The organism is Micromonospora sp. NPDC006766 (assembly GCF_040636055.1).
Taxonomy (GTDB): Bacteria; Actinomycetota; Actinomycetes; order Mycobacteriales; family Micromonosporaceae; genus Micromonospora.
Genome location: NZ_JBEYIX010000057.1, coordinates 1 through 24,426, shown reverse-complemented (window position 1 = coordinate 24,426; position 24,426 = coordinate 1). Strand labels below are relative to the sequence as shown.

At 69.3% G+C, this 24,426-nt stretch carries 12 protein-coding genes; 10 read left to right on the top strand and 2 right to left on the bottom strand.

Annotation, left to right across the window (positions count from 1 at the left end; all coding sequences use genetic code 11):
- Positions 1-27 precede the first annotated feature (27 nt).
- Positions 28-7,608, top strand: coding sequence for a LamG-like jellyroll fold domain-containing protein (locus tag ABZ671_RS28265; protein WP_357863838.1), 7,581 nt, complete (start codon positions 28-30; stop codon positions 7,606-7,608).
- A 59-nt stretch (positions 7,609-7,667) separates the two neighbouring features.
- Positions 7,668-8,165 (top strand): hypothetical protein, encoded by a 498-nt coding sequence (locus tag ABZ671_RS28260; protein ID WP_357863836.1) that lies wholly within the window; start codon positions 7,668-7,670, stop codon positions 8,163-8,165.
- Between the two features lie 276 nt (positions 8,166-8,441).
- Here the strand turns inward: ABZ671_RS28260 and ABZ671_RS28255 are convergent, their stop codons facing one another.
- Positions 8,442-8,795 carry a hypothetical protein gene (locus ABZ671_RS28255; RefSeq protein WP_357863834.1) on the bottom strand — a complete coding sequence of 118 codons (354 nt, stop codon included), beginning with the start codon at positions 8,793-8,795 and terminating at the stop codon, positions 8,442-8,444.
- 761 nt (positions 8,796-9,556) lie between these two features.
- On the opposite strand from ABZ671_RS28255, the gene ABZ671_RS28250 reads away from it, so the two are divergent.
- Entirely contained in the window at positions 9,557-9,880 is a 324-nt protein-coding gene (locus ABZ671_RS28250; protein ID WP_357863832.1) for a hypothetical protein, read from the top strand.
- Between the two features lie 194 nt (positions 9,881-10,074).
- Here ABZ671_RS28250 and ABZ671_RS28245 read toward each other — a convergent pair whose 3' ends face one another.
- Entirely contained in the window at positions 10,075-11,247 is a 1,173-nt protein-coding gene (locus ABZ671_RS28245; protein WP_357863831.1) for an ROK family transcriptional regulator, read from the bottom strand.
- Positions 11,248-11,379: 132 nt separating this feature from the next.
- Here ABZ671_RS28245 and ABZ671_RS28240 point away from each other — a divergent pair, with 132 nt between their 5' ends.
- From ABZ671_RS28240 to ABZ671_RS28210, 7 genes are all read left to right on the top strand, one after another.
- Complete coding sequence (locus ABZ671_RS28240) at positions 11,380-12,507, top strand: Gfo/Idh/MocA family oxidoreductase (protein WP_357863829.1); 1,128 nt, start codon at positions 11,380-11,382, stop codon at positions 12,505-12,507.
- The gene (locus tag ABZ671_RS28235) at positions 12,504-14,006 is read left to right on the top strand and encodes a sugar ABC transporter ATP-binding protein (RefSeq protein ID WP_357863827.1); all 1,503 of its coding nucleotides are present in this window, start codon (positions 12,504-12,506) and stop codon (positions 14,004-14,006) included. The genes ABZ671_RS28240 and ABZ671_RS28235 overlap by 4 nt, the downstream gene beginning before the upstream one ends.
- Complete coding sequence (locus tag ABZ671_RS28230; protein WP_357863825.1) at positions 14,003-15,028, top strand: ABC transporter permease; 1,026 nt, start codon at positions 14,003-14,005, stop codon at positions 15,026-15,028. The genes ABZ671_RS28235 and ABZ671_RS28230 overlap by 4 nt, the downstream gene beginning before the upstream one ends.
- Entirely contained in the window at positions 15,025-16,038 is a 1,014-nt protein-coding gene (locus ABZ671_RS28225) for an ABC transporter permease (RefSeq protein WP_357863823.1), read from the top strand. The genes ABZ671_RS28230 and ABZ671_RS28225 overlap by 4 nt, the downstream gene beginning before the upstream one ends.
- 29 nt (positions 16,039-16,067) lie before the next feature.
- Positions 16,068-17,243 (top strand): ABC transporter substrate-binding protein, encoded by a 1,176-nt coding sequence (locus ABZ671_RS28220; protein ID WP_357863821.1) that lies wholly within the window; start codon positions 16,068-16,070, stop codon positions 17,241-17,243.
- Positions 17,240-18,091, top strand: coding sequence for a sugar phosphate isomerase/epimerase family protein (locus tag ABZ671_RS28215; RefSeq protein WP_357863819.1), 852 nt, complete (start codon positions 17,240-17,242; stop codon positions 18,089-18,091). Before ABZ671_RS28220 ends, ABZ671_RS28215 begins: the two co-directional genes overlap by 4 nt.
- A gap of 131 nt (positions 18,092-18,222) precedes the next feature.
- Positions 18,223-24,195, top strand: a complete 5,973-nt coding sequence (locus tag ABZ671_RS28210) for a ThuA domain-containing protein (RefSeq protein ID WP_357863817.1) — start codon at positions 18,223-18,225, stop codon at positions 24,193-24,195.
- Positions 24,196-24,426 lie beyond the last annotated feature (231 nt).

Sequence of the window (24,426 nt, the reverse complement as noted above, 5' to 3'; positions counted from 1 at the left end):
GTGCCGACGCATCGCTGGCAGTCGCGTGTGTTCATCACTTGGGCCGGCGCGGGGTTCGCCGGTTGGGCTCGCCGGCTGGCGATGGTGATGTCGCTGGTGTTGGTGGCGACGTTGTCGGATGTGCCGGCGCGTCCGGCCAGTCCGGCGCAGGCGGCGCCTCCAGCGGCGGCGGCGAAGCCGAAATGTCCGGATGAGCGGACGGACGAGGTATCGGCTGCGGTCGCGGCGAAGCTGTGCGGTGCGCGGGTGGAGGTGGCGGGCCGGCGGTCGGAGACGACGCAGGTGTTCGTGAATCCTGATGGCACGGTGACGGAGGAGCGGTCCCTGGCGCCGGTGCGGGTGCGTGACGGTGACCGTTGGGTGCCGGTGGATTTGACGTTGGAGCGTCGGGCGGACGGGTCGGTCGCGCCGAAGGCGCACCCGCGGGCGCTCGCCTTTTCCGGCGCCGCGCCGGGTGTCGGTGAGCATGAGCTGGTCGCGGTGGGTGAGGGCGACGACCGGGCCGCCCTGGCGTGGGCGGGACCGTTGCCGGAGCCGGTGCTGGACGGCCGGACGATCACCTACCCCGACGTGCTGCCGAGTGTGGACCTCGTGTTCCACGCCCACGCGACCGGCTTCGAGCAGCATTTCGTGGTGAAGGACCGGGCCGGGTTGGCGCAGGTGCGCAAGCTGAGCCTGCCGATGCGGACTGGCAAGCTGTCCGCGGTCGGTGACGGTATGGGCGGGCTGGTGTTGAAGGACGCCAAGGGCCGGCAGGTGGGCCGGGCGCAGACGCCGCTGATGTGGGATGCCGAGACGAGCCCGCAGTCCTTGGAGCATGTCAACCGGGGCAGGGTCGGGCTGCGCACCCTCGCCAAGGGTGCCGGCCGCGTCGTGGTGGAGCTGACGCCGGATGCGGCGTTCCTGGCCCGCACTGATCTGGATTTTCCGGTGACGATCGACCCGCCGACGTCGCTGTCGCCGTCGTTTGACGCGTTCGTGCAGACGGACTACTCCAGTGACCAGTCGGGTGCGCCGGAGTTGAAGCTGGGTTACTCCGATGATGGTGGTGTGTCGCGGACGGCGCGGTCGTATCTGCGGTTCAACACGACCGGGTTCGCGGGTAGCCGGATCATCACGGCGAAGCTGAAGTTGTGGAACCACCACTCGTGGTCGTGCACAGCCGCGTCGTGGGAGGCGTGGCGGACCGATTACGTGGACTCGTCGGTGCGGTGGACGAACCAGCCGACCGCACGGGCGAAGGTCGGCACGTCGACGGAGACGAAGGGCTACAACTCGTCCTGCACCGACGGCTACGTCTACATAGAGGTCGGAGGGGCGCTGCAGTACGCCGCCGACAACAACCAGACCAGCGCGAGCGTGATGCTGCGCGGGACCAGCGAGACGAATCACCTGTCGTGGAAGCGGTTCGACTCCGCCGAGGGAACGCACCCACCGTCGGTGTCAATCACCTACAACAGCGCGCCAGGGGCGCCGTCGGCCCTCGCCGTCGCACCGTGTTACACGTTGTGCGGGGCGGGGGCGCGGACGTCGGCGGTGCGGCCGACCCTGTCGGCGAAGCTGGCCGACGCCGACGCCGGGCAGGCGTTGCAGGCCGAGTACGAGGTGCGGAACAAGACCACCCAGGCGGCGGTGTCCTCGTCGGGGTTGCGGTCGGGTAGCCCGGCGTGGACGAACGGGTCGACCGCGTCGTGGCAGGTGCCGGTCGACCTGGTCAACGACACCGCGTACGAGTGGCGGGTGCGCGCCAAGGACCCGTACGTCTATGGCGCGTGGACCGGGTGGTCGACGGTGACGGTGGACACTGTCAAGCCCGGGGTGCCGTTCGTGTCCGCCGGCATCTACAAGAACGATGGGCAGCCGCACGGCGGTGCGGAAGCACCGGACTCATTCACCTTCACCCCGGCGTCGGGGACGAACGATCTGGCGGCGTTCGTGTACAAGTTCGACTACGAGTCCTCGGCGACGACACTGCCGGCCACCGCCGCGACGTCGGTGACGTTGCGCCCGCGGGACGGGCATCGCACGTTGACGGTGCAGGCGAAGGACTCCGCGGGGAACCTGTCCAGCCCGAACCTTTACGTGTTCGAGGCGGGCGCGGCGGCGCTGGCGCAGCCCCTCCCGGGGGCGACGATCGTCAAACGCACCAAGCTGCAGGTCACCACCCCGGTGGCCGGTTACACCCGCGCCTATTTCGAATACCGGCGCGGGCCGGGAGGGGCGACGTTGCCGGTGCCGTCGGCGAACCTGACCTCGGCCACCGGCGCGCCGATCACCGCGACCGCCGCCAGCCCGGTCACCCTGTCCACGCTGGGCGGGTACGCGATCTGGACGGCCGCCGACACCCTTGGTCTGGTCGGCGGTGTCGTGGAGCTGCGGGCGCAGATCTACACTGCCACCGGTGGCACCCCCGCTTACACGACGCCGTGGTTGCGGGTGTCGGTCGATTCCAGCGGTGACGGCGCGGCGAGCGACGACATCGGTCCGGGCTCGGTCAACCTGCTCACCGGCGACTACGGAATCTCCTCCACCGACTCCGACGAGTTGGGTCTGTCGGTGGGCCGGTCATCGTCGTCGCGCAAGCCGACCGATGGCTATCAGCCGATGGGGCAGCTGCTGACCGCGAACCAGCAGCAGGTGTCGACCGACCTGACCGGGTTCACGACGCCGTCGACCTCGTCGGCGGCGCGGTCGACCGCGCGGGGGCAGGGTGAGGTGACCCCGGTCGCGTCGCTGGAGATCACCCCGGTCACCACCACCAGCAACGACACCTATGTCGCGGTCGGCGGCGACGGCGGCGGGATGCGGCTGGGCATGGTGGCGGGGCGCACGTACCGGATGACCGGCTGGATCTACGTGCCGGCCGCGACCGGTCTGGTGCCCGAATTCACTACGCGTGGCTTGCGGATCGTCGGTTTCTACAAGGTCGGGACCACCGTCACCGAGGTCGCCTCACCGATGGCCGCCTACACCGACGGCTGGCAGGAACTGTCGGTCGATATGACCGTGCCCGCCGGCGCGACCGAGGCGTTCTTCCGCCTATACAACGGCACTCAGGGCGGGTCCGGGAAGAAGGTCTACTGGGACAACCTGTCGATGACCGAGATCGTCGCCCCGTTCGGCCCGGCCTGGACCGGCGGCGCCACGGGCGGCGCGGCCGACGTCGACTACACGACCGTGACCCTGCCCGAGCCGTCGCTGGCCCAGGTCAACACGATCGGCGGGGGGTGGATCACGTTCGCGAAGAACCCGGACGGGGTCAGCTACACCCCGGAGCCGGGCGCCGAGGGGATGGTGCTGGCCAAGGTCGGCAGCACCGCGTACCGGCTGTCCGAGGCCGATGGCACGGTCACCGAGTTCACCGTGCAGGGCGGGATCTGGGCGGCCACCTCGTCGTGGACCCCGGAGTCCGTCAGCACCACCCGGTACCTCTACGACACCGCTGGTAGCCGGCTGCTGCTCAAGAAGGTGATCAACCCGGTCGAGCCGGGAGTCGACGACACGAACAACTGCACCACCGCGACCCCGGCCCGGGGCTGCGAGGTCCTCGAATACGAGTACGCCACCACGACCACGTCGGGGCTCAGCCAGACTGTGTTCGGCGACTACACCGACCGCGTTTCCGGGGTGAAGCTGTGGACCTGGGACCCGAACACCTCGGCGATGACCGCCGTCCAGACCGCGAAGTACGCCTACGACAACCTGGGCCAGCTCCGCGAGGTCTGGGACCCCCGAGTCAGCCCCGCCTTGAAGACCAGCTACGAGTACAACGCCGGCCGGGTCAGCAAGGCCACCCCGGCCGGTGAGCTGCCCTGGATGTTCGACTACGGCAACCCGGACGTCGACGCCGCGGCGCTGCGCTGGGATCTGGACGCTGGGTCCGGCACCACCGTCGCCGACTCCTCCGGTAGCGGCCGGACCGGCACGATGGCCAGCGGGGTCGGTTGGGGGCAGGGCAACGACCCGAACAACCCGGCCGACAAGGCGGCCACGTTCACCGGGACGTCGGGTCAGCAGATCACGGTGGCCGGCACCGCCCTGTCGAACACGTCTTCCTACACCGTCTCCGCGTGGGTGCGGTTGACCGACAAGTCGGTCAACCGGACCGCGGTGTCCAAGAACGGGTCGTACACCAGCGGGTTCTTCCTCAACTACGTGCAGGCCACCGACCGGTGGGCGTTCTCCCGGATGGACACCGACAGCGCGACGTCGCTGCCGATCCGCGCCTCGTCCAACACCGCGCCGGTGCTCGGCCGGTGGACCCACCTCACGGGCGTCTACGACACCGCCGCCGGGAAGATGACCCTCTACGTCGACGGGGTCCCGCAGTCGACCACCGCCGCGACCGGCGGCTGGAACGCCACCGGCGGGTACATCATCGGCCGGGCCCAGTGGAACGGCACCTTCACCAACACCTGGCACGGCGGCATCGACGACGTCCGCATCTACGGTAAAGCCCTCACCGCCGACCAGGTCGCCACCCTGGCCGGGGACGAGAACGCCGGCCGGCTGCTGAAGGTCCGCCGCGCCGCGTTGCAGCAGGGCTCCAAGACCACCACCGACGGCGAACTCGCCACCAACGTCGTCTACAACGTGCCGCTCACCCAAGCCGCCGGCGGCCCCTACAACCTCGGCGCCGCCTCCATCGCCACCTGGGGACAGATCGACCTGCCCACCGACGCCACCGCCGTGTACGGGCCGGAGGACAGCCCCGGTCGTAACCGGGCCACCCCCACCTCGCCCGGCGCCAGCGGCTATCCCTACGCCACCGTGCACTACCTCTCCGCGGGCGGCAAGGAGGTCAACACCGCCACCCCCGGCGGGCACATCGACACCCAGGAGTACGACCGGTTCGGCAACGTTATCCGCACCCTCGAGGCCAGCGATCGGGCCCTCGCCCTGGGCACCCTGCCCAACGCCGACACCTACCTTGCCGAGCTGGGTCTGGCCGGCTCGGACACCGCCAGCCGGGCTCTGGCGCTGTCGACGGTGAACACGTACAGCGCGGACGGGATCGATCTGGTCGACACTCTTGGCCCCACTGTCACCATGGTGCTGGAGAACCCGGTCGCCGACCCGGACGGCGCAGGGCCGCTGCAGGCGATGCCGGCCGGCGCCACGGTGATCGGCCGGACGCACACGGTGAACACCTACGACGAGGGCAAGCCGGACGGCGCCACCTATCACCTGGTGACGACCGAGAGCGAGGGCGCACAGATCGTCGGCTATCCCGACGTGGACGTGCGGGTCAGCAAGAATGGCTACGACGCGCACAACGGTGGTGCCTCCGGCTGGGTGTTGAAGGCCCCGACCAAGGTGATCGCCGATGCCGGGCCGGGCGGCCAGAACCTGACCGCGTACACGGTGTACGACAGCGTGGGTCGGGTAATCAAATCTTGGGGCATCGGTTCGTCCGGCTCGGACGCGAAGGGCAGCTCCACGATCTACTACACGGCCGGTCCGAACGCGAGCCAGGCGTCGTGTGGGAACAAGCCGGAGTGGGCGGGCCAGCCATGTGTGACCAACGCCAACGGCGCGATCACCGGCCACGACTCGGCCAGGATGCCTGGCAGCCTGCCGTGGCGCAACATCGAGCGGTACAGCCGGTGGGGTGACCCGGAGAAGGTCGTCGACCACGTCGAGGGTGCCTACCGGGTCAGCACCACCAACTACGACCCAGCCGGCCGGGTCAGCACCACCTCGGTATCCAACGACCTCGGTGGGTCGTTGGGCTCGGTCACCACGGTCTACGACACCGCCACGGGCAACGTGATCGAGACCCGCTTTGACGGCTCCAAGATTATCCGCGAGTACGACCTGCTGGGCCGGCTCGCGGTGTACACCGACGCGGACGGTGGCCGGACCGTCAACGAGTTCGACCGGTACGGCAAGCCGGCCAAGGTCTCCGATCCGACCGGCTACTCCACCTACGCCTATGACCGGAACACGGAACCGCGCGGTCTGCTGACCAGCGTCACCGACAACGTGGCCGGCACCTTCCGAGCCAAGTATTCACCCGACGGGCAGCTCACTGAGCTGAAATACCCGGGCGGTCTGACTCGCACGGATCGCCTCGACGCCAACCTGCAAGCGGTGGAGCGCACCTACACCCGCGACTCCGACGGCGAGACGATCTACTCCGAATCCGTGGTAGCGAACACCGCCGGCCAGTGGGTGAACCACTCCTACACCGGCGGCGCCAAGAACTACAACTACGACCGGCTCGGCCGCCTGGTGAAGACCCGGCACGACAGTGCCATCACCGGTGGCTGCGTCACCCGCGCCTACACCTACGACGACCGGTCCAACCGCACCCGCAAAGCTACCTACACCCCGGGCACCGACGGTGGGTGTCAGGAAGACACGGCCGATGCGGAGGACGACCATAGCTACGACACCGCCGACCGCTTGGTCGACGCCGGCTACGTCTACGACAAGTTCGGCCGCACCACCGCCCTGCCGAGCGGGCTGACCAACACCTACTACGCCAACGACCTGGTCAAGCAACAGCAGCTCGGCGACACCCGGCAGACCTGGACCCTCGACCCCGCACACCGGTTCCGGGCCTTCACCACCGAAACCCTCGTCGATGAAACCTGGGTCAACACTACGTCGAAGCTCAACCACTACGGCGACGACTCTGACAAGCCGCGATGGATCCTTGAGGATGCCACGGGCACGGTCACCCGGAACGTTTTGGCGCCTGACGGAGATCTCGTCGCCACGACATCCTCAGCCGGTGGCACCCGACTGCACCTGAGCAGCCTGCACGGGGACGTGGCCGCCACCATCGACACCGGGCTGACCGAGCCCGAACTTTTCGACTACGACGAGTTCGGCGCGCCGATGCAGGCACAGTCCGACCAGCGGTACGGCTGGCTGGGCGGCAAACAGCGGTCCGCTGAGGCGCTCGGCGGAGTCATCCTCATGGGTGTTCGGCTGTATCTGCCGGCTATCGGCCGGTTCCTGCAGGTCGATCCCGCTGAGGGGGGTAACGCGACCGCCTACGACTACTGCTCTGGCGATCCAGTCAACTGCTTCGACCTTGATGGAAAGTGGGGCCTCTCCTCCCTCAAGAACGGCCTCAAGAAGGTCGCCGGCGCGGCAGCGTCCGCCGCTAGATCGGCCGGCTCCTTCTTGATCCAGAATGCCGGCACCATCTCGGCCGTCACCGGCGTCTTGGCGTTCGTGCCTGGTCTGCAGTGGATGGGAGCGGTATCGCTGGCCTTCGGAGTCATCGACGCGGTGGCGTCCTGCAAGGGGCGGAAGGCAGTCTCCTGTGGCTTGGGCATCGCCGGAGCTGTCATCGGTGGCACCGGGATGAGATTGGCGAAGACAGCGAACAAGGCCCGAGCCGGCTATCAGAGCGCCCAGAATGCACGGGCCGGCTACAGGGCGGGGAAGAACTCGCGGAAGCTGCAGAATAAGCGCAAGCTGAGTAAGGCGGCGGTGAACGCGAAGAAGGCCGCCGGTAAGGCTCAGCGTAGATTCAATCCGTGGAAGTACGCCGGTACCGGGTACGCTGTCACGGCGGGAGCCCAGACGGCCTGTAAGTACTGGCACCCGTGCGGCAGCAGGGTGAGTAGGTGGCGAGGCGGTTGGCTCTGAGATACGACCGGGGTCCGAGGGATCTTCTCACGGACCCCGGCGGTCGTCTGGTGCGCCTGATGGCAGGTCCGGTTGTCTGGTTGACGGGGTTGGCCGATGACCGGGTGACGCTACGCCGGCAGACGGTCGAGCGGCCGACCCACTCCGTAGAGGCCAACCTGCGGAACCAGGAACGAGGCTACGCGTGGACAGTCTTCGGCGCGTTGTGGGCGTTCGGTGGCATGGGTGTTGTTGTGTCGCTCGAACCGGTGGTCGGGAAGGCGGTCGCCGACGCCCTCTGGGGTGCGGTGCTGTACGGGCTGGTGCTGTCGGCGGTCAGCGCAGGGTTGAGCGGGCTGCGGGCGATGGTGGCCGGCCGGTGGGGCTGGCTTGTGTTTCCCGGCGATGCGGCGGACAAGAAGACCCGGCTGCGGCTGCGTCAGCGCAGGACTTCGCCGAACGCCGATGACCGCTGGCCTCTGCGGTTGGTGCGGCGGGTATGTCAGCCATGGCGGTGGGACCCGCTGGTTGCCGCGATCGTCGCGATACCGTTCTACTTCGCCGGTGTGAATCTGTGATGCGGTCCGCATCGGCTCATTTGCGGCCGATTCACACCTGTTCATCACCGCCGGTGTGTTCATCACCGCGGTCGGCTAGGAACTGGTGATCCACCATCCGATCGGGCACACTCCAGTCACCTGGTTCGCGTGGTGATCCTCGGGGGCCCGGAGCTCTACACGGTGGGCCGCTCCCGGTTCGAACACGAGATGTTCCACCGGGTCTCCCCATCTCGACTGGTCGCCATCGGGCGCCGGAGCCCTGCTCTGGATACAGCGTGACAGCTTGATCCACTTCTACCCGGCCAGCGTCTGCGGCGGCGTGCTCAGCTCGGGAAAGCGCGCCTGCCACAACGCCCGCAGCCGAGCCGGGAGCCACAAGGTGGGCCACAAGCGGCGCAGCGTGGGACCGTGCAGCCACCGGTGCAAGTCGTCGACCGAATTAGCCTGGTTCAGCACCGTCTGGTACATCAACTGCAGATCACCGGCGTCGTCGAGGTCGTAGGTGCTGTCGCCGGACCAGTTTAGCCACCGATCGAGCGTCACCACACCGCGAACCGGACCGCGCAGGTCGGACAGGGAGGCAGCGAGCACGAAATGTCGCTGGTCCACGTACCGTGACCCAGGCGGTGCACCACTGCCGCTGGCCATGTCTCTACCTCCTGACCCAGATCGTACGTCTGAGTGCCGTCGCCGGCCGGCACGACATCGACCTGCCGGCCATCTGATCTGATCGTCCGGCGGCCTGATGTCAACGCTGGAAGGACGGACACCCCGTGCCGATCCGCACTACAGCGGGGTCATGCGGTTGCCGCCCGCTGGTTCGACGTTCTCGCGCCGGACTTCGGCAGCCTCCGGATGGCCGTCCTGGGCCGCGGTCCGCTGGTGCCCGAGCCGACGTGGTGGAGGAACTACGTGAAACCGGGCGCTGCCCACCTTGTGGGAAGGATACGCGCCCCTTACCCGAGCCAGACGCAGTGGAGGTGGCCTTGGCGGGCCCACCTTAATCGCGGCGGGATGGTCTTGTGCAGTGGGATCCGCGGGCGGGGGCCGCTCATGCCAGGCTCCGCGGCGAGCTGTCCGGCACTTGTTCGCTCGGTCCGTGGCATCAGCCCGATGCGTCGGGATGAGGGACCCCGCTGCGGCAGGCGGATGGCTAGAGTCGCCTCCATGGCGACCATCGATGTGTCGGCGCTGTCGGTCTCATCTCCTCCACGCCGATCCCGCCGCCTGGTCGGCGTGCTGGCTGCCGCACTGTTCCTTGTGACGAGTTGCGGTGTCCTCCTCCGCCCGGCGGTGCCAGCGCGCCGACGACGTCCTCCTCCCGGCATCTGGTCGACTATTGGGCGCTGATTCGCCAGCGGTTGACTGCGCAGAGCGCGGCCTTAATCGCCGGGGACGAGGCCGGGTGGATGGCCGCCGTCGCCCCCGAAGACAGCAAGCTCGTCGAGCACTACCACGCGTTGTACCGGCAGCTGCGGGGGTTGCACGTCACGCGGTGGGACTACACGTTCGGCAACGCGCCAACGTTCGACATGGCCGCAGCCCGCAGGGTACCGGTCGGCGTGCAGTACTGCTTCGCCTCGTGCCCCGCCGCCGCGGCACCGCCGGACGCCGGCCTGCCGCTGCTGCTGGACTTCGAGCGGCGTGGTCCCGAGGGCCAGTACCTTATCGCCGGCATCAGCACACCGCAGGACAGCGAGCCGGCCCGGCCACTGCCCTGGGAACACGCCTAACCTCGCCACCACCGACGGTCTGCGGGTGACAGTCGCCGCGCCACCGAGACTGCGGTCGCAGCTGAGCAAGGTGGTCGCCGTTGGCGACCGCGCCGCCGCCGCCACAGACCGGTACGCCAGGCTCGTCGGCGCGCAACCACCCGACCGCTATGTGGTCTATCTCGCACGCCGCCCGCAACTCGGGTAGTCCCGGTTCAGGCCAGTTCGCGGTCCAGCACGGTAGGGGATAGGACATGCTGGACGACCATCACCGCGGCGCCGACGACGCCCGCGTTCGCACCGGCCTGTGAGGTGACGATGCGCAGGCGCTCGGTGGCCAGCGGCAGGGAACGACGGTAGATCGACTCCCGTACGCCTGCCAGCAGGATCTCACCGGCCTGCGCGAGGGCTCCGCCGATCACGATCAGCGATGGGTTGAACAGGCTGACGCCGGCGGCCAGCACCTCCCCGATGTCCCGGCCGGCCTGCCGTACTGCTTGGCCGGCGATTGGGTTGCCGGCCTGCACCAGGGCCACGACGTCGGCGTTGGTCGTCGCGTCGAGGCCGGCGGCGCGGAGCTTTGCTGCGATGGCGGGGCCGCTGGCTACTGCCTCCAGGCATCCGCTGTTGCCGCAGCGGCAGGGCACGTCGCCCCCGTGCGGGGCACGGATGTGTCCGAGGTCGCCCGCCGCACCGACGTCGCCTCGGTGCAGTTGGTCGTTGCTGATCAGGCCGGATCCGATACCGGTTGCGATCTTGACGAAGATCATGTTTGCCTCGTCCGGGAAGCAGCGGATGTGCTCCCCGAGCGCCATCAGGTTGACCTCGTTGTCCACCAGGATCGGCACGGCAAAGTCGGCGGCGATCCGCGTGGGCACGTCGTATCCGTTCCAGCCCGGCATGAGCGGTGGGTGGTTCGGCTTGCCGGTGGAGTGCTCGACCGGGCCGGGCAGCCCGATGCCAACGCCGGCGATGGGGGTGGCGGGGTCCTGGTTGTCGCGCATCCGTCGCCAGGTGTCGATGAGCAGGTCGAGCACCGCGTCCGGGCCGTCGGCGACGTCCAGCGGGAGCCTCTCGATGGCCAGTGGTTCACCGGTCAGGTCGGCGATGGCGATGGTGGCGTGGGTGGCCCCGACGTCGGCCGCCAGCACGACCCGCGCCCGAGGGTTGAACACGAACCTGCTCGCGGGGCGGCCGCCGGTGGGGGCGTCGTTGCCGCGGCCGGCCACCAGCCCGGCGTCCATGAGCGCGTCGAGACGCAGGCGCACGGTCGATCGGGCCAGTCCGGTCTCGGCCGCCAGCTCGGCACGGGTGCGTGCCTGCCCGTCCCGCAGCAGCTGTAGCAGCTCGCCGGGCGATGTCGGCGCGGCGCTTTGCCCGTGGTTCATCCCCCAATTAAAGCTGGCCCGTCGGGTTCCGTCGGCGGACACGGGGACTTAAGTTGTTGACCATCTCGGTATTGGCGACAGTCGACCAACTTTTGGTTGACGGCCGCCATAAGTGGGTTTACGGTCGTCGACATGTCTGTGACCGGTCTAACAGAGGCGTCTAGTGGGCTCGAATCCGAGCAGCAGACGCTGCACGTGGCGGTTATAGGCGCGGGGTTCATGGGGCAGGTGCACGCGGAGGCGGCTCGCCGCGCCGGAGCGACCGTCGTGGCCGCGGTGGCGTCGCGCCCCGAGGGCGCCGCCGCCGCGGCTCGCGCGGTCGGCGCACACGAGGGCTATCCGGATGTGACGGCCTTGCTCGACGACGCCGAGATCGACGTGCTGCATGTGTGCACACCCAACGCGTCGCACGCTCCCGTCGCCGCCGCCGCGCTCGCCGCCGGCGTGCACGTCATCTGCGAAAAGCCGCTCGCCACGGGAAGCGCCGAGGCCGTGGCGCTGGTGGAGGCGGCCGGTGATCGGGTGGCCACGGTGCCGTTCGTCTACCGCTTCCACCCGATGGTGCGCGAGTTGCGGGCCCGGCTGGCCGCGGGCGAGGCCGGCGTCGTCGCCAGCGTGACCGGCAGCTACCTCCAGGACTGGCTGTCCCGCCCGTCCGACGACGACTGGCGGGTCGACGCTGCGCTCGGCGGGCCGTCGCGGGCGTTCGCCGATATCGGCTCGCACTGGTGCGACCTGTTCGAGTTCGTCACGGGCGACCGGATCGCCCGGCTGTCCGCGCGCACCGCGGTCGTGCATGAACGCGCCCGCAGGACCGGGCAGCCCACCGAGGACCTGGCCGCCGTGCAGTTCACCACGACCGCCGGCATGGTCGGCACGCTGATGGTGTCGCAGGTCGCCGCAGGTCGCAAGAACCGGCTGCACCTGGAGCTTTCCGGCACTGAGGCGAGCTTCGGCTTCGACCAGGAGGACCCGGAGCGACTGTGGGTCGGCCGGCGCGAGAGCGGCCAGACGCTGCTGCGTGACCCCGGCGCGCTGCATCCCTCCGCCGCTCGCTACGTCCGGCTGCCGGCCGGGCACGCGCAGGGCTACCAGGACTGCTTTGACGCGTTCGTCGCCGACACCTACCGGGCGGTGCGCGGTGGGGACGCCCCGGACGGCCTGCCAACGTTCGCGGACGGCCTGCGCGCCGTCCGGATCACCGACGCGGTGCTGGCCTCCGCGACCGCGGACGGCGCCTGGACAGAGGTGCCGGCATGACGCCCGGCACAACGACGAGTGTGCGCCTGACCGGGATCACCAAGTCCTTCCTCCGCGTGCCGGTGCTGCGCGGTGTGGACCTGGAGCTGCGTGGCGGCGAGGTGCACGCCGTGATGGGCGAGAACGGCGCGGGCAAGTCCACGCTGCTCAAGGTGCTGGCCGGGGTGCACCGGCCGGACGGCGGCACCATCGAGGTCGACGGCGCCGAGGTGTCGTTCGCCAGCCCCACAGACGCACAGCGGGCCGGCATCGCGATCATCCACCAGGAGTTCAGCCTGCTGCCGCATCGCACCGTCGCCGAGAACGTCTACCTCGGCCGCGAGCCCGTGCGGCGGATGCAGGTCGACCGGCGGCGCATGGTGGCCGACACCCGCGAGCTGCTGGACTGGCTCGGCGAGGACGGGATCGATCCGAACGACACCGTGTCGTCGCTATCGGTCGCCCAGCGGCAGGTCGTGGAGATCGTCAAGGCGCTGTCGACCAACGCTCGGGTGCTGGGCATGGACGAGCCGACCGCCGCGCTCGCCGATCACGAGGTCGAGCTGCTCTACGACCTGGTGCGCCGGCTGCGCGAGCGGGGCATCGCGATCCTCTACGTCTCGCACCGCATGCGGGAGGTGTTCGACCTTTCCGACCGGATCACCGTGCTCAAGGACGGCCAGTTCGTCACCTGCGCCCCGACCAGCGAGCTGACCTCGGAGGACCTTGTCCGGCACATGGTGGGCCGCGACCTGGGCGAGTATTACCCGGACCGGGCGGTGCCCGACGAGCTCGGGCCGGTCCGGCTCGCGTTGCGCGGCGCCGGCAACGACCGCCTGCGCGACCTGAATCTCGAGGTGCGCGCCGGGGAGATCGTCGGGCTGGCTGGGCTGCAAGGGTCTGGCCGCTCGGCGGTCGCCCGCGCGGTGTTCGGCGTCGAGCCGTTCACTCGCGGCTTGTTGGAACTGGACGGGGTGGCCCAGCGGGTGACCCGGCCCCGAACCGCCGTACGCAACGGGATCGCGCTGGTCACCGAAGACCGCAAGGGGGACGGGCTGGCACTTCGCCAGTCCGTGCGCGACAACACGTTGCTGGTGCGCCGCGCCGCGCTGCGCGGCGCGCGCTCCCGCGCGACGTCGGACGTGGCGGCGTTGCTCGACCTGGTGACGGTGGTGGCCCGAGGCGAGCACCAGGAGGTGCGCTTCCTGTCCGGCGGCAACCAACAGAAGGTCGTGCTCGCCAAGTGGCTGGCGGTCGAGCCGAGGGTGCTGGTGGTCGACGAGCCGACGCGCGGCATCGACGTCGGCGCGAAGCGGGCCGTGCACGAGCTACTGCGCGACCTCGCCAGGCGCGGCGTGGCGGTGCTGATGATCTCCTCGGAGCTTCCCGAGCTGATCGGGATGAGCGACCGGATCCTCGTCATGCATGACGGTGCGCTGGCCGGCGAGCTGCCCGCCGGCGCGAGTGAGGGGGCTGTGATGGCACTGGCCACCGGGCACGGGATCGGTGAGGTGGCGTGAGCACTGTTCAGGAGCACACCTTACCGCTGAAGCAGGATGCCACGCGGTCGAGTGTGCGGAGCCGGCTCACGCCGACCGTCATCGTCTACGTCGCTCTCGTCGCCCTGCTTGTCATCGGCAGCGTGCTCGTCGGGCTGCGCGGCGAGGTCCTGCTCGACCAGGGCGGCATCCTCAACATCCTCACCCGGGCGACCGCCCTCGGGCTGGTGGCGATCGGACAGACGATGGTGATCCTCACCGGGTCCCTCGACCTGTCCGTCGCCTACCTGGTCGGCCTCACCTCGCTGATCGCGGCGCAGACGATGGCCGGGCGGGACGGGATGGTGGTGCCCGGCGTGCTGCTCGCGCTCGCCGTGGCCGCCGGCGTCGGCCTGGTCAACGGGCTGGTCATCACCGTCCTCAAGGCCAACGCGTTCATCGCGACGCTCGGCGTGGCGCTGATCCTGCGCGGCTACCTCGAGAACAACTACACCGGCCCGACCGGCGACGTACCGCGCGGCTTCCAGCACCTCGGTTATGACCGGATCGGCCCGGTGCCGGTCGCGGCGCTGCTCATGCTGGCTGCCGCCGCGCTGTCCTGGTGGTATCTGTCGCGGACCCGCCCCGGCTACCACATGTACGCCGTCGGCGGCGACATCGAGGTCGCCCGGCTGTCCGGGGTGCCCACCCGCCGGGTCATCGTCACCGCGCACGTGCTGTGCTCGGTCGCGGCCGGACTCACCGGGATCTACCTCGCCAGCCGGCTCGGATCGGGCGCCCCGTACGTCGGCACCGACGCCGGGTACGACCTGGAGTCGATCGCCGCCGTCGTGCTCGGCGGGACGCTGCTCGCCGGGGGCCGGGGCGGCGTCATCGGCACGATCGGCGGTGTCCTCATCCTCGCCACACTGGACACGATCTTCGACGCCCTCGAAGTCGACCCGTTCTTCAAGGACGTGGTGCGCGGTGTCGTACTCGTGACCGCGGTCGCGCTCTACGCCCGCCGCATGATCGGAAACCGCGCACGTGGGAGGTTGACATGACCTGGCGCCCCCGCCTGGCCGAGGGCACCGCGCCGGTGCTCGTCGTCCTGCTCCTGCTGCTCATCGGCCTCGCGATCACCGGCCCGGCCTACGCCGAGCCGTCCGGCTACCTGGCGCTGCTCAAGCGTGCCGCACCATTGATGATCCTCGCGATCGGGCAGTACTTCGTGATCGTCTCCGGCGGGTTCGACCTGTCGGTTGGTGCGCTGGTGACCGCCGGGGTGGTCATCGCGGCCCGGCTGATCAACGGGGAAGAGTCCGCAACGGCGGGGGTGATCCTGCTCGTGCTCGGGTTCGGCCTGCTGGTCGGCCTGATCAACGGGCTGGTCACGACGAAGCTCCTCGTGCCGTCGTTCATCGTCACGCTCGGCATGCTGCTCGTGCTCGACGGCGCGATCTTCCTCTGGACCGGTGGTGCTCCCCGAGGCGCGCTGTCCACCGGGTTCCGGACGTTCGGGCGCGGCACCCTGGATGTGCCGGTGCTCGGCGAGGTCCCATGGTCGGTGCTGATCCTGCTGGCGATCCTGGTGGCCGCGGCGCTGTTCATGCGCGGCGGCACCGGCCGGGCGCTGGTCGCGGTCGGCGACAACGAGGCTGCCGTGCGGCTTTCCGGCGGCCAGGTCCACCGGCTCCGGATGCTCGCGTTCATCCTGTCCGGGCTCCTCGCCGCGGTCGCCGCGATCCTGCTCGGCGGGTTTGCTGGCGTCTCGGCGCAGGTCGGCAACGGCCTGGAGTTCCGGGCGATCACTGCCGTCGTGCTGGGCGGTGTGCTCCTCGGCGGCGGGCGCGGGTCGGTGGTCGCGGCCGCCGCCGGCGCGCTTTCTCTGGAGGCACTGTTCGCGCTGTTGAACCTGCTCGGCGTGAGCGGCGCCCTCGAGTCGGCCGTGCAAGGCGTGATCATCATCGCCGCCGTCGCCTACGCCTCCCTCGGCAGCGGCGCACGGCAGCGGCTGCGCTGGTGGCCGAAACAACGCAGCAGCGCGCAGCCCACGCAACCCGCCTCCTCCTAGTCCCAAGGTTAATAAGGAGATCAACGATAATGACCAAGAAATGGGGCCTGGCGGTCGTCGCGGGCGCACTGGCACTCGCCGGGTGCTCGAGCGACCTGCCCGAAGGCAAGACCAGTGCCACCGATTCACCCAATTCGGACACGAGCAAGTCGAAGTTCTTCGACCAGGCTGAGTACAACCGCCAGCTGGCGTTCCGCAACGCCACGCCCCAGGGCCCGGACGGCAAGCCGTGGGAGCAGATGCTCGAGCCGGAACTGGTCGACACCGCGAAGTTCGCCAAGCCTGGCGGGAACTACACCATCTGCTTCTCCAACGCGGCGGTGAACAACCCGTGGCGGCAGGTGGGTTACAAGACCATGCAGCAGGAGGTGAAGCTGCACTCGGAGATCACCACGTTCACCGTGCTGGATGCGGAGGGCAAGGACGACAAGCAGATCAGCGACATCCAGTCGCTGGCTGGCAAGAAGTGCTCCGCGATCATCATCTCGCCGAACACGACCGCCACGCTGACGCCGGCCGTCGAGCAGGCGTGCCAGACCGGCGTGCCGGTGATCGTCTTCGACCGGGGCGTCAACACCAGCTGCCCGGTTACCTTCGTCCACCCCATCGGCGGCTTCGCCTTCGGCGCGGACGGCGCCGAGTTCCTGAAGGAGAAGGTCAAGCCGGGCGGCAAAATCCTCGCCCTGCGCATCCTGCCCGGCGTGGACGTGCTCGAGCAGCGCTGGGCGGCCGCCAACGAGATCTTCGCGGGCAGCGGGCTCAAGGTCGCCGGCGTGGAGTTCACCGACGGTGACGCGGCGAAGACCAAGAGCATCGTTTCCGACTACATCCAGCGCGAGGGTCGCATCGACGGCGTGTGGATGGACGCCGGCGCGACCGCCGTCGCCGCGGTCGAGGCGTTCCAGGACGCCGGAGTCGACGTGCCCGCCATCGTCGGTGAGGACCAGCAGGACTTCCTGCGGCTCTGGGCCGACGAGGGCCTGACCGCCATCGCGCCGACATATCCCACGTACCAGTGGCGTACGCCGATCATCGCCGCGCTGAAGATCCTCAAGGGCGAGCAGGTACCGCAGGAGTGGGTCCTGCCGCAGCCGCGGATCACCGGCGACAACGTCAAGGACTACGTCAAGCAGGACATGCCGCCCCTGCACTACGCGATGTGCGGCTGCGAGGAGATGCCGGGCTACCCGGGGCCGTGGAAGTGACCAGACACCCCGTCGGGGTCAACACCTGGGTGTGGACCTCGCCGCTGACCGACGCCACCTTGGCCGCCCTCGCGGCCAAGGTGGCGGGGTGGGGCTTCGACGTGCTCGAGCTCCCGGTGGAGAACCCGGGCGACTGGGAGCCGAGGCGGGCCGCGCAGGTTCTCGCCGACCACGGTCTCGGCGCCACCGTGTGCCTCGTGATGCCACCCGGTCGTGAACTGACCGCGGCCGACCCGGCCACCATCCGATCCACGCAGGATTATCTGTTCGCCGTGGTGGACGCCGCCGCGACCGTCGGCTCGCCGGTGATCGCCGGGCCGGCGTACGCCTCGGTCGGCCGGACCTGGCGGCTGTCAGTGGCCGAGCGGGCCGCCGCGTACACGCAGCTGCGGGAGAGCCTCGCTCCCGTCGTCGAGTACGCGGGCGCGGCCGGCGTCGCGGTGGCCGTCGAGCCGCTCAACCGCTACGAGACGAGCCTGCTCAACACCATCGGCCAGACTCTCGAGGCGATCGGCGACCTGCCGCACTGCGGGGTCGCACTGGACCTCTACCACCAGAACATCGAGGAGAAGAACATCCCGGCGGCGATCCGCTCGGCGGCCGGCCGGGTGGCACACGTCCAGGTGTGCGGCAACGACCGCGGCGCGCCCGGCGCCGACCACATGGACTGGCCGGCGATCCTCGCCGCGCTGGACGAGGCGGGCTATGCGGGTCCGCTGTGCATCGAGTCCTTCACCGCGGAGAACGCTGCGATCGCGACGGCCGCCTCCATCTGGCGTCCGCTCGCCACGAGCCAGGACGCGATCGCCGTGGACGGCCTGATGTTCCTGCGGGCGGTGATGCCCTAGAACCGACCGCCAACTCCACGCAGTCCGACGGCGCCGGCACGCCGCACGGTCATGACCACACCAGTAGTTCCTCGCATCCCAGAGAGGTACCGCATCTCATGAACGTGACCTGGCGTTCCCGGTGGGGACGATTGTTCGCGATACCCGTCGTCGGCGCGCTCGCGCTATCCATGATCAGCCCAGCGCCGGCGGCCGCACACCCGGGCCCGCACGGCCAAGCCCACGTGCTGATCTTCACCAAGACCACTCAGTTCCGGCACACCGAGGCGATCGAGCAGGGCGTTCCCGTGCTGGAGGCCGCCTTCGCCAAGGCCGGGATCACCTCGCAGCACACCGAGGACTCGTCAATCTTCAACGACGAGGATCTCGCGCACTTCGACGCCCTGGTGATGTTCCAGGCTTCCGGCGACCCGTGGAACGCCGACCAGAAGGCGGCGATGGAGCGCTACATGCGCGCCGGGAACGGCATCGTCGCCATCCACAACGCGACCGACATGCGCGGCGACTACGCGTGGTGGGACAAGATGATCGGGAGCCTGATGCCCGGTCACGCCGCCACCGGCAACAGCCCCGGCCTGCCGGGCACCGTCCGCGTCGAGGACCACGTCCACCCGTCGACGGAGCACCTGCCGCAGCGGTGGGCGCGCGCCGACGAATGGTACAACTACTCGCTCAACGTCCGCGGCGACGCGCACGTGCTCGCCACGATGGACGAGACGACATACAACCCGGGCGGCAACGCCATGGGATACGACCACCCGATCTCCTGGTGCAAGCCCTACGACGGCGGCCGTGCCTGGATGACCGGCATGGGCCACTTCGGCGCGCACTACACCAACGAGCAGCCGCTGGTGCAGCACATCGTCGGCGGCGTCAAGTGGGCGGCCGGCATGGTCGAGGGCGACTGCGGCGGCACGAAATGGGACCAGTTCGAACGGGTCCCACTCGACCAGAACACCAGCGCCCCGTTCGCCATGGACGTCGCACCGGACGGCCGGGTCTTCTTCACCGAACTGGTGCGCGGCCAGATCCGGGTGTATGACCCGCGGACCAAGACCACCTCCACCGCGATCACCATCCCGGTGTACTCCGGCGGTGAGGACGGCCTGCTGGGCATCGCGCTCGACCCGAAGTTCGCCCAGAACGGCTACCTCTACGTCTACTACGCGCCGGCGAGCGCGAACGACAGCGACCCGGCGAACTTCTTCAGCCGCCTGTCCCGTCTCACCGTCGGGCCCGGCTCGCAGATTGACCGCGCCAGCGAGAAGATCCTGCTGCAGGTGCCGGCGCGCCGGCTGCCCGACGAGCCCGGCCACACCGGCGGCGGCCTCGCGTTCGGCCCCGACGGGAACCTCTACCTGAGCGTCGGCGACGACGTGAACCCGCACTCCGAGCCGTCCGGCGGCTACGCGCCGTTGTCCGAACGGGACGGCACGTTCCACGACGCGCGGGCGACCTCGGCCAACACCAACGACCTGCGCGGCAAGCTCCTGCGGATCCACCCCGAGCCGGACGGCAGCTACTCCATCCCCGCGGGCAACATGTTCGCGCCGGGCACGCCGAAGACCCGGCCGGAGATCTACGCGATGGGCTTCCGCAACCCGTTCCGGTTCTCGATCGACCCGGCGACCGGGGCCATCGGGATGGCGGACTACTCGCCGGACAACAGCAACGACAACCCTGACCGTGGACCCGCCGGCATCTCCGAGTGGAACCTCATCACCGAGCCCGGCTTCTACGGCTGGCCGCTGTGCATGGGCAACAACGAGCCGTTCCGGGACGTGGACTACCGGACGAACCCGGTGACGGTCGGCCCGTACTTCGACTGCAACAAGCCGATCAACGACTCGATCCGCAACACCGGCCTGACCGAGCTGCCGCCGGCCAAGCCGGCCACGATGTGGTACGGCTACAAGCGTTCCTCGGTGCCGTCTGTGATTCCGCAGGGTGGTGGCCTGGGTCCGATGGGCGGCCCGTTCTACCGCTACGACCCGAACCTGCAGTCGGACACCAAGTTCCCGGCCTTCTACGACGGCATGCCCTTCTTCTACGAGTGGGCGCGGAACAAGATGTACTCGATCATCCCGAACGGGAAGGGTGGAATCGAGAAGGTCAACCCCTTCCTGCCGAAGCAGCAGTTCCTTGCCCCGATCGACTCCAAGTTCGGTCCCGACGGCTCGATGTACGTGCTGGACTGGGGTGGCGGGTTCGGCCGCGACAACCCCAACTCGGGGCTGTACCGGGTCGACTACGTCTCCGGCTCGCGCTCGCCCACGGCGAAGATCAGCGCATCGCCCGACTCCGGCCAGGCACCGCTGCAGGTCCGCTTCGACGGCTCCGGCAGCACCGACCCGGAAAACGAGCAGCTACGGTACGAGTGGGACTTCACCGGTGACGGCACTGTCGACTCCACCGAGCTGAAGCCGACCTTCACCTACACCACGAACGGCGTCTACAACGCCCGGCTCACGGTGACCGACCCGCACGGCAAGACCGGTACGACGACGGTGCCGATCACGGTCGGCAACACCCGGCCGAAGGTGAAGTTCAACCTGCCGCCCAACGGCGCGTTCTTCGACTTCGGTGACGAAATCAGCTGGGACCTGTCGGTCACCGACGCCGAGGACACCCAGATCGACGACGCCGACGTGGTGATCCAGCCGGCGATGGGCCACGACGAGCACGCGCACCCGGCCGAACCGCTGCACGGACGCACCGGCAAGGTGGTCGCCGACCTCGGTGGCGGGCACGGCGAGGACATGAACGTCTTCTACGCGCTCGACGGCCGCTACGCCGACTCCGGCGGGCCGGGTGGCATCCCGAGCCTGACCGGTTCGGACACCACCCTGATGTTCCCCAAGCAGCGGGAGGCGGAGTTCTTCGCCAAGTCGTCGAACATGACGGTCGCCGCGTCGCGGGACGTCGAGGGCCACGGGAACTCCATCACCGGCCAGAACGGCGCCTGGGCGTCGTACGACCCGGTCAACCTGCACAACGTCGACCGGTTGGTCCTGCGCGCGTCGGCCGCCACCGCAAGCAGGATCGAGCTGCGGCGGGGCGCGCCGGACGGTGAGCTGCTCGGCACCGCGCAGGTGCCGGCGACCGGCAGCGGCTACGTGGACGTCCCGGTCGAGGTGTCCGACCCCGGCGAGACGTTCACCCTGTACGTGGTGTTCCCGGGTGCGGGTGAGCGGCGCCTGAACTTCATCGAGGCCGACGGCAAGGGCATCTCGCCGACGTCCAAGCCGAAGATCGCGGTGACCTCCCCGACGCCGGCCGACAAGCTGAAGCCGGGCGAGACCCAGGTGACCGCCGCCGCGAGCGACGCGGAGAACACGATCACCAAGGTCGAGTTCTTCGTCGACGGCACGTCGATCGGCATCGACACCACAGCGCCGTACTCCATGAAGTGGAACGCCTCCACCGAGAAGCGCTACCAGCTGACCGCGGTCGCGACCAACAACAAGGGCTACCAAACGAAGTCCCGCGTCGTGCAGGTCGAGGTCGGTGACCTCTACGGATCGTGGCAGACCTACAGCAACACCACCGCCGCTTTCGACCGGCCGGACCGGGACACCTGGATCATCAACGCCGGCGGCGAGAACATGTGGCAGGGCACCGACCAGTACGGCTCGGTGTACCTGCCGGGGGCGGCCGGCAACACCTGGACCGCCACGGTGAAGATCGAGAGCCAGACGAACACGAACAACTCCGCCAAGGCAGGTCTGATCGTCCGCAACGACATCACCAAGCCGGGCAAGTCGCCCGGGTACGCGGCGATGACGTTGCGGGCGGGCTCCGGGTTCGAGTGGCTGCGCGACACCGACGGCAACGGCCAGCTCGACGCAAGCACCGGCGCCAGCACGACCAGCTACCCGGCCTGGGTGCGGATCGTGCGCGACGGCGGGAAGTACTACGGGTACTGGAGCAAGGACGGGAAGTCGTTCACCCTGGTCGGCGACCCGGTCACGCTGCCCGGCGCGGCCAGCCCGCAGGACATCGGACTCGCGGTCACCGCGCACAACGCGTCGGCCACCAGCCAGGTGAAGTTCACCGGCTTCACCCTGGTCGACAATGCCATCCACCCGGTGCCGCCGGAGACCGCTCCGGGCTGCGCGATCCGCGGCTCGGACACCTTCGACGGTGACACGCTCAACACCAGCCGGTGGACCACGGTGCGGAATGCGCCGAACCTGCCGGTGCGGGTCACCAACGGCGGGCTGGTGCTGCCGGTCACCAACGGTGACATCAACGAGGCGAACACCGGGCCGATCAGCTACGTCGGTCAGCGCGCGAAGACCGGGCCGTGGACGATCACCACGAAGGTGAACATCCTGCACAACCGCGAGTGGCAGCACGCCGGTCTGCTCATGCACGGCACCGACAACGACTACGTCAAGCTGGCGTTCACCCGTAGCTCCTCGGGTGGTCGGCTCATGGAGTTCCAGACCGAGGCCGGCGGAACGCGGAGCTGGCACGCCAACGTGGGTGTGCCGGCGGACTTCCCGTCCACCGCGTACCTGCGACTGGTCAGCGACGGTCAGAAGCTGACCGCGGCGTACTCCGCCGACGGCCAGACCTGGACGGCGCTCGCCGGCTCCGCGAACGTCATCCCGAACGCGACCGTCGGCCTCGTGGCTGCCGGGGACACCGGGACGGCGCAGGTCAACGCCGTGTTCGATCACTTCACCATCACGCCGGACGGCACGGACGACGGGGTCCGCGCGCCCAGCGACGAGTTCGACGGCAGCGCTCTCGACGGCTGCCGGTGGAACTCGGTGGTGCGGTACGACTCGTCCAAGGTCGCGGTGAGCGGCGGCGCGCTGCGCATCGAGACCCAGCCGGGCGACATCAACGGCACCAGCAACACCTCGCCGCGGAACTTCATCCTGCAGAAGATCCCCGCGGACGTCGCCGCCGGTGACTGGACGATCGAGACCAGGCTGACGCCGACCATGCTGCACAAGTGGCAGCTCGCCGGCCTCCTGGTCTACAACAACGACGACAACTACGTGAAGTTCGACGTCGTGGCCAACAACAACGCCGGAACGCCGACCAACCTGCGCGCCGAGCTGGTCTCGGAACGCAACGCGCAGTTCGGCAACGGCGGCAACCGGTCGACCGACATCGCCAACTCGTCCGAGAGCGGCTGGTACTACCTGCGGCTGAGCCGGAGTGGGAACACCTACTCGGCCCAGATCAGCGACGGCGGGATCAACTGGACCTCGCTGGGCCAGCCGGTCACCAACGACGCCGTGATGACGTCGTTCGGCCTGATGGCGATCGGTCCAGAGCAGGTCCAGCCGGTCACCGTCGGGTTCGACTACTTCCGGGTCCTCGACACGACGGCGCCGAGCCTGACCGTGTCGATCGACCCGGCGCAGCCGAACGGCAAGCGCGGTTGGTACACCTCGGCGCCGACGGTCACCGCCTCGGCAACCGATGACCGCCCCGGCCCGGTCCGCATCGAGTTCGCCCAGAGCGACGGCGCCTGGAGCCAGTACCGCGAACCGATCCAGGTTGAGGACGGCCGGCGGGAACTGCGGTTCCGGGCGATCGACGAGGCCGGCAACATCTCCGCGCCGAAGACGGTGTCCCTGGCCGTCGACACCACGGCCCCGGTCGTGACCGTCGACGGTGTGGCAAACGGCGGCAAGTACGACCTCGGCAGGTCACTGCCGATCGCCGCCACGGCACGGGACGCCACGTCTGGCGTCGACTCGGTGGCCCTCCGGCTGGACGGGGTGGCGATCGAGAGCGGTGCGGGTGCGAAGCCCACGGCGGGCGGTCACAAGCTGACCGTCGTGGCGACCGACCTGGCCGGCAACGTCACGGAAGTGACGGTCTCCTTCGAGATCGTCGCCACCTACGACAACGCCCAGGCGCTGGTGCGGCAGTACCAGGCGGACCGTCTGATCAGCGAGGATCTCGCCGGCCAGCTGTTCGGCCAGCTCCAGGCGGCCAAGAGTACGGCGGCGGCGGGCCGGCCGGAGCAGGCCAAGGCTGCCCTGGACCGGTTCTCGGCGGCGGCCAGCACCGCCACCCACGAAGCGGCCCGCACGCAGCTGCTCGCAGCCGGCGCCTACCTGAAGGCCCGCCTGTGAGGAGATGACGGCGAGCCGGTGCCGGCCGGCTCGCGACCGGTGCCGGAGCACGCCACGCGTGCTCCGGCACCTGGTCTATGGGCGGCGGACCCATAGCTTGCCGCCCACTCGCGATCGCAGACCAGCCATGGCAAACGGGGCTGTCTCGCTAACGGTGTTTCCGGCGATCTTGGTTAGTAGGTTTCAGCGGCTGGGAAGCGGTCGCTGAAGGTGATGGCGAAGGCGTTCAAC

Excerpts from the sequence above, each read along its gene's own strand:
- ABZ671_RS28245 (WP_357863831.1), bottom strand. The coding sequence starts at position 11,247 with ATGAACCACGGGCAAAGCGCCGCGCCGACATCGCCCGGCGAGCTGCTA.
- ABZ671_RS28225 (WP_357863823.1), top strand. The coding sequence starts at position 15,025 with ATGACCTGGCGCCCCCGCCTGGCCGAGGGCACCGCGCCGGTGCTCGTC.
- ABZ671_RS28250 (WP_357863832.1), top strand. The coding sequence starts at position 9,557 with ATGGCCGCCGTCGCCCCCGAAGACAGCAAGCTCGTCGAGCACTACCAC.
- ABZ671_RS28240 (WP_357863829.1), top strand. The coding sequence starts at position 11,380 with ATGTCTGTGACCGGTCTAACAGAGGCGTCTAGTGGGCTCGAATCCGAG.
- ABZ671_RS28260 (WP_357863836.1), top strand. The coding sequence starts at position 7,668 with ATGGCAGGTCCGGTTGTCTGGTTGACGGGGTTGGCCGATGACCGGGTG.
- ABZ671_RS28255 (WP_357863834.1), bottom strand. The coding sequence starts at position 8,795 with ATGGCCAGCGGCAGTGGTGCACCGCCTGGGTCACGGTACGTGGACCAG.
- ABZ671_RS28220 (WP_357863821.1), top strand. The coding sequence starts at position 16,068 with ATGACCAAGAAATGGGGCCTGGCGGTCGTCGCGGGCGCACTGGCACTC.
- ABZ671_RS28235 (WP_357863827.1), top strand. The coding sequence starts at position 12,504 with ATGACGCCCGGCACAACGACGAGTGTGCGCCTGACCGGGATCACCAAG.